Source organism: Lentzea sp. DG1S-22 (genome assembly GCF_036321065.1).
Classification (GTDB): domain Bacteria; phylum Actinomycetota; class Actinomycetes; order Mycobacteriales; family Pseudonocardiaceae; genus Lentzea; species Lentzea jiangxiensis.
The window spans coordinates 6,974,111-6,988,804 of the sequence record NZ_CP143276.1 but is presented as its reverse complement, the minus strand read 5'-3'; the positions used below and the strand labels follow the sequence as shown (position 1 = coordinate 6,988,804).

Here is a 14,694-nt window from a genome sequence, read left to right as displayed (position 1 = left end):
CCGCGACTTGTACCTATCGTGAACTCATGAGTGCGCTCGGTGCGTATGCCCGTCCATCAGGTCAACGCATTGCCCGAAAAGGAGGTGACGCGGTGAGACGCACCTCAAGAAGTGCTCAACTGCGCGTGACGACAGGCCCGTCCTGATCGATCCTGTGACAGAGCACTCCTTGCCAGGTGCCTCCAGCGTGTGAAGGCCCACGCCGGGGGGACTAACCTGACTACCGCATGAGTCACCACCAAGAGCGAGATGGATAGAGGCGAGCGCCAGCCGTGTCCAGCAGCAGTCCTGCGTCACAATTCGGGCCGAACGAGTGGCTCGTCGAGGAGATGTACGAGCAGTTCCTCGCGGACCCGTCGTCCGTAGACCCGGCATGGCATGACTTCTTTGCCGACTACAAGCGTGCGGGTGGCAACGGCAGTGCCGCCACGGCGGGCGCGGGGGGCTCCACGGCCACCACGACCGCGACCGTGACGCCGCCGGCGGCGGACACCGCCAAGCCCGCGCCCGCCGCCGCGCCGAAGCCCGCCGCGCAGCCACAGCCCAAGCAGGCGCAGCCGAAGCAGGCGGCCTCGTTGCCGTCCACCGGCAAGCCCGCGCCGCAGCAGGCCGCCAAGGCCAAGCCGGTCACGCAGAGCGCGCAGCCCGAGCAGAAGCAGCTGCGCGGTGCCGCCGCCGCGATCGCGAAGAACATGGAGCTGTCGCTCACCGTTCCGACCGCGACCAGCGTGCGCGCCGTGCCCGCCAAGCTGCTGGCCGACAACCGCATCGTCATCAACAACCACCTCAAGCGCACGCGCGGCGGGAAGGTCTCCTTCACGCACGTCATCGGCTACGCGGTGGTCCGGGCGCTGCAGGCGTACCCGAACATGAACCGGCACTACGCCGAGGTCGACGGCAAGCCGTTCGTCGTCACGCCGGAGCACGTGAACTTCGGCCTCGCGATCGACCTGCCGGGCAAGGACGGGCAGCGCACGCTGGTCGTCGCGTCGGTCAAGGGCTGCGAGAACATGACGTTCACGCAGTTCTGGCAGGCCTACGAGGACCTGATCCGCAAGGCGCGCGCAGGCTCGCTCACCGCGGACGACTTCTCCGGCACCACGATCTCGCTGACCAACCCCGGGACGATCGGCACGAACCACTCGGTGCCGCGCCTGCAGGCCGGCCAGGGCGCGATCATCGGCGTCGGCGCCATGGAGTACCCCGCGCACTTCCAGGGCACCAGCGAGCAGGCGCTCACCGACATGGGCGTCAGCAAGATCATCACGCTGACCAGCACGTACGACCACCGCATCATCCAGGGCGCGGAGTCGGGCGAGTTCCTCAAGCGCGTGCACCAGCTGCTGCTCGGCGAGGACGGCTTCTACGACGACATCTTCGCGTCGCTGCGGCTGCCGTACGAGCCGATCCGCTGGGTCGCCGACATCCCCGAGGGCGCGGTCGACAAGACGGCCCGCGTCATCGAGCTGATCGACGCGTTCCGCACGCGGGGCCACCTGATGGCCGACACGGACCCGCTGAACTACCGCCAGCGCAGCCACGCCGACCTCGACGTGCTGAGCCACGGCCTGACGCTGTGGGACCTCGACCGCGAGTTCCCCGTCGGCGGCTTCGCCGGCAACGAGCGGATGAAGCTGCGCGACATCCTGGGCGTGCTGCGCAACTCGTACTGCCGCACCGTCGGCGTCGAGTACATGCACATCCTCGAGCCCGAAGAGCGCCGCTGGATCCAGGAACGCGTCGAGGTTCCGCACGAGAAGCCGCCGGCCACCGTGCAGAAGTACATCCTCAGCAAGCTGAACGCGGCTGAGGCGTTCGAGACGTTCCTGCAGACGAAGTACGTCGGCCAGAAGCGCTTCTCGCTGGAGGGCGGCGAGACCGTCATCCCGCTGCTCGACGCGGTGCTCGACAAGGCCGCCGAGCACGAGCTCGACGAGGTCGTCATCGGCATGCCGCACCGCGGCCGCCTGAACGTCCTCGCGAACATCGTCGGCAAGCCGATCTCGCAGATCTTCCGCGAGTTCGAGGGCAACCTCGACCCCGGTCAGGCGCACGGCTCCGGCGACGTGAAGTACCACCTCGGCGCCGAGGGCAAGTACTTCCGCATGTTCGGCGACGGCGAGACCAAGGTGTCGCTGACCGCCAACCCGTCGCACCTCGAGGCCGTCGACCCGGTGCTCGAAGGCATCGTGCGCGCCAAGCAGGACCTGATCGACAAGGGCGGCGACTTCTTCCCCGTCCTGCCGGTCGCCCTGCACGGTGACGCGGCGTTCGCCGGCCAGGGCGTCGTCGCCGAGACGCTGAACCTGGCGCTCGTGCGCGGCTACCGCACCGGTGGCACCGTCCACGTCGTCGTGAACAACCAGGTCGGCTTCACCACCGCGCCGGAGCACTCGCGGTCGTCGAAGTACTCGACCGACGTCGCGAAGATGATCGGCTCGCCGGTCTTCCACGTGAACGGCGACGACCCGGAGGCCTGCTACTGGGTCGCCAAGCTGGCCGTCGAGTACCGCCAGGCGTTCCACAAGGACGTCGTGATCGACATGGTCTGCTACCGCCGCCGCGGCCACAACGAGGGCGACGACCCCTCGATGACGCAGCCGGCGATGTACGACGTGATCGACCAGAAGCGCTCGGTCCGCAAGACCTACACCGAGGCCCTGATCGGCCGCGGCGACATCACGGTCGAAGAGGCCGAGAAGGCGCTGCAGGACTTCTCCAGCCAGCTGGAGCACGTCTTCAACGAGGTCCGCGAGCTCGAGAAGCACCCGGTGACGGTCAGCCCGTCGGTGGAGGCCGAGCAGCAGATCCCCGCGAAGCTGCCCACGGGCATCACCCGCGAGGTGCTGGAGCAGATCGCCGACGCCCACGTGAACCTGCCGGAGGGCTTCACGCCGCACGCGCGCGTCAAGCCGGTGCTCGAGCGCCGCGCCAAGATGGCGCGCGAGGGCGGCATCGACTGGGCGTTCGCCGAGCTGCTGGCGTTCGGCTCGCTCGCGCTGGAGGGCCGCAACGTCCGCCTCGCGGGCCAGGACTCGCGCCGCGGCACGTTCGTGCAGCGCCACGCGACCCTGATCGACCGCAAGACGGGCGACGACTACACGCCGCTGCAGAACCTGTCGCCGGACCAGGGCAAGTTCATGGTCTACGACTCGGTGCTGTCGGAGTTCGCCGCGCTCGGCTTCGAGTACGGCTACTCGGTCGCGAACCCGCAGGCGCTGGTCCTGTGGGAGGCGCAGTTCGGCGACTTCGTCAACGGCGCGCAGCCGATCATCGACGAGTTCATCTCGTCCGGTGAGGCGAAGTGGGGTCAGCGTTCCGACGTCGTGATCCTGCTGCCGCACGGCCACGAGGGCCAGGGACCCGACCACACGTCGGGCCGCATCGAGCGCTGGCTGCAGCTGTGCGCCGAGGGCTCCATGACCGTCGCGGTGCCGTCGACCCCGGCGAACTACTTCCACCTGCTGCGCCGCCACGCCCTCGACGGCGTCGACCGGCCGCTCGTGGTGTTCACGCCGAAGTCGATGCTGCGCCTCAAGGCCGCCGTCAGCGGCACGGAGGAGTTCATCAGCGACCGGTTCCACTCGGTGATGGACGACCCGACGATCAAGGACCCGAACGCGGTCACGAAGGTCCTGCTGTGCAGCGGCAAGATCTCCTACGAGCTGCACGCCGAGCGCGAGAAGCGCGGCAACGGCGACGTGGCGATCGTGCGCGTCGAGCAGCTCTACCCGGTCCCGGCCCGCAAGCTGACCGAGACCCTGGAGCGCTACCCGAACGCGAAGGACGTCCGCTGGGTGCAGGAGGAGCCGGCGAACCAGGGTGCCTGGCCGTTCTACGGCCTGGCCCTGCCGGAGCTGCTGCCCGAGCACCTGGGCACCGTCCGCCGCGTGTCGCGCCGCCCGATGGCCGCCCCGTCGGCCGGGTCGAGCAAGGTGCACGAGGTCGAGCAGCGCGAGATCATCACCCGCGCGTTCGAGTAGATCCCGCGTGAACGAACGAGCCGCCGGATCCACCTGGGTCCGGCGGCTCACTTCTTCCAGGCCACCACAGGAGTCCCTGCCATGTACCACACCGATCGCGGCATCGAGGAGCTCGAGAAGCGGCGCGGCGAGGAGGAGGTCACCTTCGCGTGGCTCGCCGACAAGCTGCGGGAGTTCGTCGACGCCAACCCGGAGTTCGAGACGCCCGTCGAGCGCTTCGCCACGTTCCTGGCGCGCGACGACGACGACTTCGAGGACTGACCCGCGCACGTGCCCGGACGTGACGACCACGTCCGGGCGTTCCTGTGCGAGCCAGCCGGTGGCTTCGGCACGGCTTGCCGGGGCCACGAGGCGTAGGCCTCCGGAGCCGGAACCAGCACGTCACCACCGGCACCCGCCAACGCCCTCGCCCACGTTCTCGCGTTAGCCAGCCGATGGCTCCGGCACAGCAGGTCCGGCCTACCAGGCACAGCCCGTCGAAGCCGGAGCCAGCTCGCCCACGTCACCACCGGCACCCGCCGACGCCCTCGCCGCAGCGGGCCGGCCTACCAGGCGTAGGCCTCCGGAGCCGGCTTCGACCCGTTCGGACCCGGCGCCGGGAACAGCTCGTCCAGCTTCGCCAGGACGTCCGCGTCGAGCTTGAGCTCCGCGGCGCGCAGCGAGTTGTCCAGCTGCTCGCCGGTGCGCGGCCCGATGATCGGCGCGGTCACGCCGTCCTGGTGCAGCAGCCACGCGAGGCCGACGTTGGCCGGGTCCTCGCCGATCTCCGCGCAGAGCTTCTCGTAGGCCTCGATCGTGTCGCGGTACTTCTCCAGCGCGTCCGCGGACCGGCCGGAGGCGCTGCGGGACGTGCCTCCCTCGCGCTGCTTGCGCAGCACACCGCCCAGCAGACCGCCGTGCAGCGGCGACCACGGGATGACGCCGAGGCCGTAGTGCTTGGCCGCGGGCAGGACCTCCAGCTCGACCCAGCGGGTCATCAGGTTGTAGATCGACTGCTCGGACACCAGGCCGAGGAACCCGCGCGTGCGCGCCGCCTCCTGGGCCTGGGCGATGTGCCAGCCGGCGAAGTTCGACGAGCCGAAGTAGATGACCTTGCCCTGCTGGCGCAGGACGGAGAAGGCCTCCCAGATCTCGTCCCACGGCGTGTCCCGGTCGACGTGGTGCATCTGGTACAGGTCGATGTAGTCGGTCTGCAGGCGCTTGAGCGACGCGTCGGCGGCGCGGCGGATGTTCAGCGCCGACAGCTTGGTCTCGTTCGGCCAGTCACCCATGCTGCCGTACAGCTTGGTGGCGATGACGGTCCGCTCGCGGCGCGTGCCGCCCTTGGCGAACCAGTTGCCGATGATGTTCTCGGTGACGCCCTCACCCTTCTTCCAGCCGTAGACGTTGGCCGTGTCGAAGAAGTTCAGGCCGTGTTCGTGGGCGCGGTCCATGATCGCGTGGCTGTCCGCCTCGGACGTCTCGGGACCGAAGTTCATCGTGCCGAGGCACAGGCGGGAGACGGACAGGCCACTGCGACCGAGCTGGGTGTACTCCATGGTCTCCACCCTGCCTCGCGGGAGGCCCGGGTGCCACGTGGAGCTGCTCCAGCTACTCCCACTCCCACCTGATGCCGTGGACGTGACCCGCCTGCGCCTCGTGCACCAGCAGGTGGGCGGCGGAGGTGGTGCCGATCCACAGCTCGCCCGTGTCGACGGCGGGGGCGTCCGGTGCCGTGCGGCTGAAGCTGTGGCAGCGGACGGGGACCGCGTCGGGGTGGAAGTCGACCTCCAGCACGTAGTTGCGCAGCATGCGGAGGAACGTGCGGTCCGCCGTGGAGCTGTCCGCGCCGGGGTCGGAGATCAGCCGCAGGTCGACGAGGGCGGTGTCGCCCGCGCGCAGCACGCGGTCGAGGATGATCTCCGCGACCAGCAGCTTGCGGTCGGGGTCCCTGCGCACCCTGCCGACGCGGCACGACCTCTCGGCCACGACGTCGCCCGGCGAGCGGTCGGTGTCGTCGGCGGTCTTCGCGAGCAGGATCCGGTCGACGCCGTCCTCGAACGCCTCGATCACCGCGCTGCTGCGGATCTCCACCTCGCGCCGGTCGGGACCGATCACCGCCTGGTCCCGCACGCTGAGGTAGCGCGCGGGCGCCGGGAGCAGCCTGTGCACGCGGGCGATCTCGCGGCCGAGGTCGATCGCCTCGTCCCGCCAGATGCCCTCCAGCGCGGTGGTGCGCTCGACCCACCGGCCGCGCGGCCGCCGGTCCCCCAGGCGGCTCGTCAGCGCGCCGGGTGAGAGCTGGAGGATGTCCTCCAGGGCGGAGACGGCCTGCAGCGACTCGGGGCGTTCGGGACGGCTGCGGCCCCGGCGCCAGTAGCTCAGCGTCGACTGGCTCACCTGCACGCCGCGGGACTCCAGGTGGTGCTGGATCCGCTCCAGGCTGAGCCCGCTCGCCTCGACGGCCAGCGTCAGCGCCTCCGCGAATTCGGACACGGTCGAATGCTACGGCCCGTGATCGAATTCGGCCCAGACCGCACGCGGGGTAGGCCGACCACAGTTTTGACAGTATTGAGGTCTGAAGTTTCGAACCTGTTATCCGGCGCACATGTCGCGTTAGTTTCTTGGTGTTCCCCAGTTCATTCCCTGCCAGGAGGAACCCATGGCTCTTCGGCGTCATGTCGCCGTCGCGGCGGCATTGGGCATCGCTTCCACAGCGGTGCTGACGCCCACCGCGGTCGCCGAGGAGGCGGTGCTGCCCGGAGCGGGCGCACAGGCGGTCGAGGGCAGCTACATCGTGGTTCTGGAGGACGGCGCGCGCACCCTCCGGCACACCTGCAACAGTGCGCCGAACCTGTTGCCGAAGGTCTAGGCACTTGCCGTCGCCGCCTCCCTGCGGCGGCGACGGCCATCCTGGGCGCCCCTGATGAGCAGGCCGAATGCGGCTCGGCCGAGCGCATCGTCTCGACCTGGGGCGCTTGCGGTGGGAGTGGGAGTAGCGGCTACTCCCACTCCCACCGCACTCCGTAGATCCCGGGCTTCGAGTTCCGCACGTGGATGTGCGTCGACGCCGTCGTCCCGATCCACAGGTCGCTCAAGGCGGTCTCCGGCTCGTGCAGCGACGGCCTCGCGAACTCGTAGCAGCGAGCCGGCACGGCGTCCGGGTGGAACCTGATCTGCAGCGTGTAGTCGTTGACGGGCCGCAGGAACCGCCGGTCGCAGACCTCGCTGTCCGCCCCCGGCTTCATCCGGACCGTGTAGTCGACCAGCGCCGTCTCGCCCGCCCTGAGCATCCGGTCGAAGAGGATCTCGGCGACGAGGAAGCCCGTCGAGTCCTCGCTGCGCACCCTCCCCAGCCGGCACGGCGGGCCCGCCTCGATCGCCGGCACCCCGAGGTCCGTGGCGTCGGCCAGCTGGATCGCGAGGAACCGGTCGACCCCGTCCTCCAACGCCTGGATGACACCGGTGCAGTGGTTGCGGACCTCGCGGCGGTCCGGCCCGATGAACTGCCGGTCCTGCACGCTGAGGTACGTCGACGCCGTCGGCTGCAGCCGGTCGATCCTCGCCATGACCTCGCCGAGGTCGGTGGCCCGCGAGTCCCACATGTCCTCGAGGGACATCGACTGGTCGACCCAGCGCCCGCGCGGCCGCTTGTCGCCCAGCCGGTCGGTCAGGAACCCCTCGCCGAGTTCGAGCAGCTCCTCCAGGGCGGCGACGACCTTCAACGACTCGGGGCGCTCGGGCCGGCTGCGGCCGCGGCGCCAGTAGCTGAGCGTCGAGATGCTCACCTGCATGCCGCGGGCGGCCAGGTGGTGCTGGATGCGTTCGAGACTGAGGCCGCTGGTGTCGACGGCTTTCGTCAGGGCCTCGGCGAAATCCACCACCGGGTCACCGTACGGCCCCCGCACCTTCCGCCAACAGGCCCACACGACGGGTGCTGAAACCACCGTCTCAATTGGCTCGTACGCCCCGGCGCCACACCGAATGCGTCAACGGAACCCCGGGGCGGTACGCCAGATGCGTGATCGAGGGCGCGTCCAGCACGTGCAGGTCGGCCCGTGCGCCAGGCCTGATGACCCCGACGTCGTCCCGGCGCAACGCCCGCGCGCCGCCGGCCGTGGCCGCCCACACCGCCTCCTCGACGGTCATCCGCATCTGCAGGACCGCCGTCGTCACGCAGAAAGCCATCGACGAGGTGTACGACGAGCCGGGATTGCAGTTGCTGGCGAGCGCGACCGTCGCACCGGCGTCGAGCAGGGCGCGGGCGGGCGGCAGCGGCTGGCGGGTGGAGAGGTCGCAGGCGGGCAGCAGCGTGGCGACGGTGTCCGACGACGCCAGCGCGTCGACGTCGTCCGCCGACAGGTGGGTGCAGTGGTCGACGGACGCGGCACCGAGCTCCACCGCCAGCCGCACGCCGGGCCCCTCGCCGAGCTGGTTGCCGTGCACGCGCAGGCCGAGCCCCTTCGCCCCGGCCGCCTCCAGCACCGCCTTGGACTGCTCGTAGTCGAAGGCGCCCTTCTCGCAGAACACGTCCGCCCAGCGCACGAGCGGTGCGACGGCGTCGAGCATCTCGCCGCGGACCAGGTCGACGTAGGTGTCGGCGTCCTCGCCGGGCGGGACGAGGTGGGCACCGAGGAACGTCACCTCGTCGGCGTGCTCGGCGGCGATGCGCGCGCTGCGGACCTCATCGGCCACGTTCAGGCCGTAGCCGGTCTTCGTCTCGATGAACGTCGTGCCCTGCTTCAGCGCCTCGGCGACGTGCCTGCGGACGACCTCGGACAGTTCCGCGTCGGTGGCCTGCCTGGTCGCGTTCACGGTCACCGCGATGCCGCCCGCGGTGTAGGGCTTGCCGGCCATGCGCGCGCCGAACTCGGCGGTGCGGTCGCCCGCGAAGACCAGGTGGGTGTGGCTGTCGACCCAGCCGGGCAGCACCGCGCGGCCCCCGACGTCGACCCGTTCGTCCGCGGCGGGAGCGCTCGCGGCGCTGCCCACCCAGGCGATCTCGGCGCCGTCGACGACGAGCGCGTCACCGGCGGAGTCGCTGTTGGTGGTCAGCTCGCCGATGCCGGTGATCAGCACGCTCATGCCCACAGCTCCTCGATCGCGTCCGCCAGCAGCCTGCCGACGTCTCCCAGGGTCTCGTGCACGCCGCCGGAGGCGACCACCCGCCCGCCGACGACCACGGTGTCCACATCGGACGCCGTCGCGGACAGGAGCACCTGCTGCGGCAACGACCCCGCGGTGCGCGGCGTCGAACAGCTGATCGCCACGAGGTCGCAGGGCGCGCCGGGTTCGATGCGCCCGCCGTCCCAGCCGAGCGCGGAGTGGCGGGTGGCGGCGCCGAGCAGTTCGGCCGGCGAGAAACGGCCGCGCCGGCCCGTGCGGAGGCGTTCGCCGTGTTCGAGCGCGCGGCTCTCCAGCAACGGGTCGATCACCGCGTGCTGGTCGCTGCCCAGCGACAACGGGCTGCCCGCGTCCGCGAGCTCCCGCGCCGGGCCGATGCCGTCGGCCAGGTCGGCCTCGGTGGTCGGGCAGAAGCACGCGCCGGTGCCCGTGGCCCCGAGGGTCGCGATGTCCTCGGGCGTCAGGTGCGTGGCGTGCACCGCCGTCGTGCGGGGCGAGAGCGCGCCTGCCTCGTGCAGCAGACCGGTCGGCGTGAGGCCGTACGCCGCGAGGCAGGCCTCGTTCTCGGCGGGCTGCTCGGAGAGGTGGACGTGCAGCGGTGCGTCCGGGAAAGCCTGCGCCACCACGGAGAGCTCGGCCCGGGGAACGGCCCTGACCGAGTGGATGGCGGCGCCGACCTTCACCACGTCGTCGGACCTCAGCTCGGCGACCCGGCTCGCCCACGCCTCGGCGGTGCCGTCGGAGAAGCGCTGCTGCACCTCGTCGACGGGCTGGTCGATGCCGCCCGCGAGGTAGCACGTGTCGAGCAGCGTGAGCCGGAGGCCGGCGTCCTTCGCGGCTGCCGCGAGGGCGTGGCCGAACTCGTTGGACCTGTCGTGCACGTAGTGGAACTCGCCCACGGCCGACACCCCGGCGAGCACCATCTCGCCGTAGACCGCGCGGGCCAGCCGGTAGTACGACTGCGGGGTGAGGCGCGACGCCAGGGCGTACATGCCCTCGCGCCACGTCCAGAACGTGCCTCCCCCGTCGTGCGTCCGGCCCCTGAGCGCGCGGTGGAACGCGTGCGAGTGGGCGTTCGCGAAGCCCGGCACGACGATGCCGTGCAGCCTGCGCACCCCCAGCGGAATCGTGTCCACTGTGGACACGCTGGAGATCTTGCCGCCCTCGACCCTGATCAGCACGCGTTCCGCGAGTCCGCCGGGCAGCCAGGCCCGCTCGCACCAGTAGTTCACGAGCCGAGGTGTTCGATCGTGGCGGCGAGGGCCTTGACGCCCTCGTCGACGTCGGCCTGCTCGGCGAACTCCTCCGGCGCGTGGCTCACCCCGGTGGGGTTGCGCACGAACAGCATCGCGGTCGGCACGTGCGCGGCGAGGATGCCCGCGTCGTGGCCCGCGCCGGTCGGCAACGCCGGAACGCCGCCGAGCGCTCCCGCGATGTCGTCCCGGAGCGCCGCGTCGAAGTGCACCGTGTCGCCGTACGACTCCTCGGTGATCCGCAGCTCACACCCCTCCTCCTCGGCGGCCTGACGAGCCGCCTCGGAGATCTCCGCGACCATCGCGCGGGTGCGCGCGTCGTCGCTGTCCCTCGCGTCCAGCCACACGTCCACGGTGGACGCGATGACGTTCGTGCCGCCGGGGTTGGGGACGATCCTGCCGACCGTCGCGCGGCCACCGTCCCTGGCGGCCCTCCGCGCCGCCAGGACGAGGTGCGAGGCCGGGAGCATCGGGTCGCGCCGGTCTTCGACCAGCGTCGCTCCGGCGTGGTTGCCCTCTCCGGTGAACGTGAAGCGCCACCGGCCGTGCGCGAGGATGCTGCTCGCCACACCGACCGGCACCGTGAGGCCCCGGCCCTGCTCGACGTGCAGCTCGACGAACTGCCCGATGCGCCTCAGCGCCCGTTCGTCGCGGCCGGCCAGGTCCGGGTCGTAGCCCGCGGCCTTCATCGCCTCGGCGAGCGTGACGCCGTCCGGGTCCTTGAGGTTCAGTGCCTTCCGCGCGTCGATGGCGCCCGTCAGGAGGCGGCTGCCGAGGCACGCGACGCCGAACCGGCCGCCCTCCTCCTCCGCGAAGACAGTGATCGCGAACGGCCGCTGCGGCTGGAACCCCTTGGCCTGCAACAGGTCGACGGCCTGCAGGGAGCTGGTCACGCCGAGCGGGCCGTCGAACGCGCCGCCGCCGGGCACCGAGTCGAGGTGGCTGCCGGTGACGAGCGCGTTGTCGCCGCGCTCGCCCCACCACGCCCAGAGGTTGCCGTTCCGGTCGGTCTCCACGTTCAGGCCTCGCTTGACGGCCTGCTCGACGAACCAGTGCCGGAGCTCGAGCTCGGGCTTGTCGTAGCCGTGGCGGGAGTAGCCGCCGCGCTTGGAGTCACGGCCGACGTCCGCGATCTGGTCGAGCATCAGCCCTCCATCGGGATGCGCACGCCCTTGTCGGCGGCCACCGTCTTCGCCTCGTCGTACCCGGCGTCCACGTGCCGGATGACGCCCATGCCGGGGTCGTTGGTCAGCACGCGCTCGATCTTGCGCGCCGCCAGCTCGGTGCCGTCCGCCACCGTCACCTGGCCCGCGTGGATCGACCGCCCGATGCCCACGCCACCACCGTGGTGGATCGACACCCACGTCGCACCCGACGCCGTGTTGACCAGGGCGTTGAGCAGCGGCCAGTCCGCGATCGCGTCGGAGCCGTCGGCCATCGCCTCGGTCTCGCGGTACGGGGACGCCACCGAGCCGCAGTCGAGGTGGTCGCGGCCGATGACGATCGGCGCGGACAGCTCGCCGGAGGCCACCATCTCGTTGAACCTGAGGCCGGCGAGGTGCCGTTCGCCGTAGCCGAGCCAGCAGATGCGGGCGGGCAGGCCCTGGAACTCGACGCGCTCCCCCGCCATCTTGATCCAGCGGGCGAGCTGCTCGTTCTCCGGGAAGAGCTCGAGGATCGCCTTGTCGGTCTTCGCGATGTCGGCAGGGTCGCCGGACAGCGCGGCCCAGCGGAACGGGCCCTTGCCCTCGCAGAACAGCGGCCGGATGTAGGCGGGCACGAAGCCGGGGAACGCGAAGGCGCGGTCGTAGCCGCCGAGCTGCGCCTCGCCGCGGATCGAGTTGCCGTAGTCGAACACCTCGGCGCCGCGGTCCATGAACCCGACCATGGCCTCGACGTGCGCGGCCATCGACTTCCGCGCCCGGTCGGTGAACTCCTCCGGCTTCGCGGCGGCGTAGTCCTGCCAGTCCTCCAGCGCGACGCCCACCGGCAGGTACGCCAACGGGTCGTGCGCCGAGGTCTGGTCCGTGACGATGTCGACGGCGACCTCGCGGCGCAGCAGCTCGGGCAGGACCTCCGCCGCGTTGCCCACGACACCGACGGACACGGCCTCACCGGCGGCCTTGGCGGCCAGCACGCGCTCGATCGCGGAGTCGAGGTCCGGAGCGATCTCGTCGAGGTAGCGGGTCTCCACACGGCGCTGGGCGCGGTGCGGGTCGACCTCGACGCACAGCGCGACGCCCTCGTTCATCGTCACGGCCAGCGGCTGCGCGCCGCCCATGCCGCCGAGGCCCGCGGTGACCGTCAGCGTGCCCTTGAGGGTGCCGTTGAAGCGCTTGGTGGCGACCGCGGCGAACGTCTCGAACGTGCCCTGCAGGATGCCCTGGGTGCCGATGTAGATCCACGAACCGGCGGTCATCTGCCCGTACATCGTGAGGCCCTCGGCCTCCAGGCGGCGGAACTCGGGCCAGTTCGCCCAGTCCGGCACGAGGTTCGAGTTCGCGATGAGCACGCGCGGCGCCCACTCGTGCGTGCGCATGACGCCGACCGGGCGTCCGGACTGCACGAGCAGCGTCTCGTCGGCTTCGAGGTTCCTCAGCTCGCGGGAGATGGCGTCGAACGACGGCCAGTCGCGCGCGGCCTTGCCCGTGCCGCCGTAGACGACGAGGTCCTCGGGGCGCTCGGCGACGTCCGGGTCGAGGTTGTTGTGGAACATCCGCAGGGCGGCCTCGGTCGACCAGTTCTTCGCGGTCAGTTCGGTACCGCGGTCAGCGCGCACGGTGGTCATGACAGGGCTCCACTTCGGATCAGGGCCTCGGCGGCGGCGATCTCGGGGGCGAGGTGGCGGTCGGGGCCGGGGCCGGGGACCGTCTCGCGCAGCTTCGCCACGGCGGCGGCCGTCGCGGGGGCGGGCTTGAGGGGTGCGCGCAGGTCGAGCGCCCGCGCGGCGGTGAGCAGTTCGACCGCGAGGACGGTCGTGAGCCCGTCCACGGCCTTGCGCAGCTTGCGGGCGGCGGACCAGCCCATCGACACGTGGTCCTCCTGCATCGCGGAGGACGGGATCGAGTCGACGGACGCCGGCACCGCGAGGCGCTTGAGCTCCGACACGATCGCCGCCTGCGTGTACTGGGCGATCATGTGGCCGGAGTCGACGCCGGGGTCGTCCGCGAGGAACGGCGGCAGGCCGTGCGACCGCGAGACGTCGAGCATGCGGTCGGTGCGGCGCTCGGCGATCGAGGCCACGTCCGCGAGCGGGATGGCGAGGAAGTCCAGCACGTACGCGACGGGCGCGCCGTGGAAGTTGCCGTTGGACTCGACGCGGCCGTCGGCCAGCACGACCGGGTTGTCGATCACGGACGACAGCTCGCGGTCGGCGACCGTCGCCGCGTAGGCCACGGTGTCCCGCGCCGCGCCGTGCACCTGCGGGGAGCAGCGCAGCGAGTACGCGTCCTGCACGCGGGTGCAGTCGGGTCCGCGGTGCGAGGCGACGATCTCGGAGTCGCGCAGGAACGCGAGCATCCGGGCGGCGGAGACGTTCTGGCCGGGGTGCGGGCGCAGCGCGTGCAGCTCGGGCTCGAAGACGCGGTCGGTGCCGAGCAGCGCCTCGACGCTCATGGCGGCGGTGAGGTCGGCGATGTCGAGCAGGCGGGTGAGGTCGGCGATCGCCAGCGACAGCATGCCGAGCATGCCGTCGGTGCCGTTGATCAGCGCGAGGCCTTCCTTCTCGGCCAGCCGCACCGGTTCGATCCCGGCTTCGGCGAGCGCCTCGGCGGCGGGGACGAGCTCGTCGCGGGCGTTGCGGACCATGCCCTCGCCCATCAGCGCCAGCGCGCTCGCCGACAACGGCGCCAGGTCGCCCGAGCAGCCCAGCGAGCCGAACTCGTGCACGACGGGCGTGATGCCGGCGTTCAGCACCCCGGCCATCGCTTCCACGGTGGACAGGCGAACGCCGGTGTGACCGGTCGCGAGCGTGCGCAGGCGCAGCAGCATCAGCGCGCGCACGACCTCGCGCTCGACCTCGGGCCCCGAACCGGCGGCGTGCGAGCGGATCAGCGACCGCTGCAGCTGGGCACGGCGGTCCGGCGGGATGTGCCGGACGGCGAGCGCTCCGAACCCGGTCGAGACGCCGTAGGTGGGGCGTTCGGCCGTGGCGAGCCGTTCGACGTGGCCACGGGCGGTGGTGACCGCCTCGCGGGCGGCCGCGGTGATCTCCACCGGGGCGCCGTCGCGGGCGACGGCATGAACGTCCTCGAGGGTCAGAGGCTTCGGACCCAGCTCCACCGGTTGTCGCATGCAGACATCACAGCGCTCCGGGGCCGGCTCAGCGACCCCGGAGCGCGTGATGGCGTCTGGGA

11 protein-coding genes are annotated in these 14,694 nt (G+C 71.3%); 3 read left to right on the top strand and 8 right to left on the bottom strand.

The genetic code is table 11. The annotated features are described in order from the left end of the window. Positions 1-272 precede the first annotated feature (272 nt). Positions 273-3,983 carry a multifunctional oxoglutarate decarboxylase/oxoglutarate dehydrogenase thiamine pyrophosphate-binding subunit/dihydrolipoyllysine-residue succinyltransferase subunit gene (locus tag V1227_RS33210; RefSeq protein WP_329789179.1) on the top strand — a complete coding sequence of 1,237 codons (3,711 nt, stop codon included), beginning with the start codon at positions 273-275 and terminating at the stop codon, positions 3,981-3,983. Positions 3,984-4,064: 81 nt separating this feature from the next. Continuing rightward, on the top strand, positions 4,065-4,244 hold the full coding sequence (locus V1227_RS33205; RefSeq protein ID WP_090095012.1) for a DUF6104 family protein: 180 nt from the start codon (positions 4,065-4,067) through the stop codon (positions 4,242-4,244). A gap of 284 nt (positions 4,245-4,528) precedes the next feature. Here the strand turns inward: V1227_RS33205 and V1227_RS33200 are convergent, their stop codons facing one another. Both V1227_RS33200 and V1227_RS33195 read right to left on the bottom strand, forming a co-directional pair. Further along, positions 4,529-5,521, bottom strand: coding sequence for an aldo/keto reductase (locus V1227_RS33200; protein WP_329789178.1), 993 nt, complete (start codon positions 5,519-5,521; stop codon positions 4,529-4,531). Between the two features lie 52 nt (positions 5,522-5,573). Next, positions 5,574-6,458, bottom strand: a complete 885-nt coding sequence (locus V1227_RS33195) for a hypothetical protein (protein ID WP_329789177.1) — start codon at positions 6,456-6,458, stop codon at positions 5,574-5,576. Between the two features lie 166 nt (positions 6,459-6,624). On the opposite strand from V1227_RS33195, the gene V1227_RS33190 reads away from it, so the two are divergent. Continuing rightward, on the top strand, positions 6,625-6,834 hold the full coding sequence (locus V1227_RS33190; RefSeq protein ID WP_329789176.1) for a hypothetical protein: 210 nt from the start codon (positions 6,625-6,627) through the stop codon (positions 6,832-6,834). A 130-nt stretch (positions 6,835-6,964) separates the two neighbouring features. On the opposite strand, the gene V1227_RS33185 is transcribed toward V1227_RS33190, so the two are convergent. From V1227_RS33185 to hutH, 6 genes are all read right to left on the bottom strand, one after another. Continuing rightward, the gene (locus V1227_RS33185; RefSeq protein ID WP_329789175.1) at positions 6,965-7,846 is read right to left on the bottom strand and encodes a hypothetical protein; all 882 of its coding nucleotides are present in this window, start codon (positions 7,844-7,846) and stop codon (positions 6,965-6,967) included. A gap of 67 nt (positions 7,847-7,913) precedes the next feature. Next, positions 7,914-9,047: an imidazolonepropionase gene (hutI, locus tag V1227_RS33180; protein WP_329789174.1), complete on the bottom strand. Its 1,134-nt coding sequence runs from the start codon at positions 9,045-9,047 to the stop codon at positions 7,914-7,916. Next, a complete protein-coding gene (locus tag V1227_RS33175) occupies positions 9,044-10,318 on the bottom strand; it encodes a formimidoylglutamate deiminase (protein WP_329789173.1) in 1,275 nt (424 codons plus the stop codon). The genes hutI and V1227_RS33175 overlap by 4 nt, the downstream gene beginning before the upstream one ends. Then, positions 10,315-11,484: an allantoate amidohydrolase gene (locus V1227_RS33170; RefSeq protein WP_329789172.1), complete on the bottom strand. Its 1,170-nt coding sequence runs from the start codon at positions 11,482-11,484 to the stop codon at positions 10,315-10,317. The genes V1227_RS33175 and V1227_RS33170 overlap by 4 nt, the downstream gene beginning before the upstream one ends. Continuing rightward, positions 11,484-13,127 (bottom strand): urocanate hydratase, encoded by a 1,644-nt coding sequence (gene hutU / locus V1227_RS33165; protein ID WP_329789171.1) that lies wholly within the window; start codon positions 13,125-13,127, stop codon positions 11,484-11,486. The genes V1227_RS33170 and hutU overlap by 1 nt, the downstream gene beginning before the upstream one ends. Further along, complete coding sequence (hutH, locus tag V1227_RS33160; RefSeq protein WP_329789170.1) at positions 13,124-14,632, bottom strand: histidine ammonia-lyase; 1,509 nt, start codon at positions 14,630-14,632, stop codon at positions 13,124-13,126. The genes hutU and hutH overlap by 4 nt, the downstream gene beginning before the upstream one ends. Between the last annotated feature and the right edge of the window lie 62 nt (positions 14,633-14,694).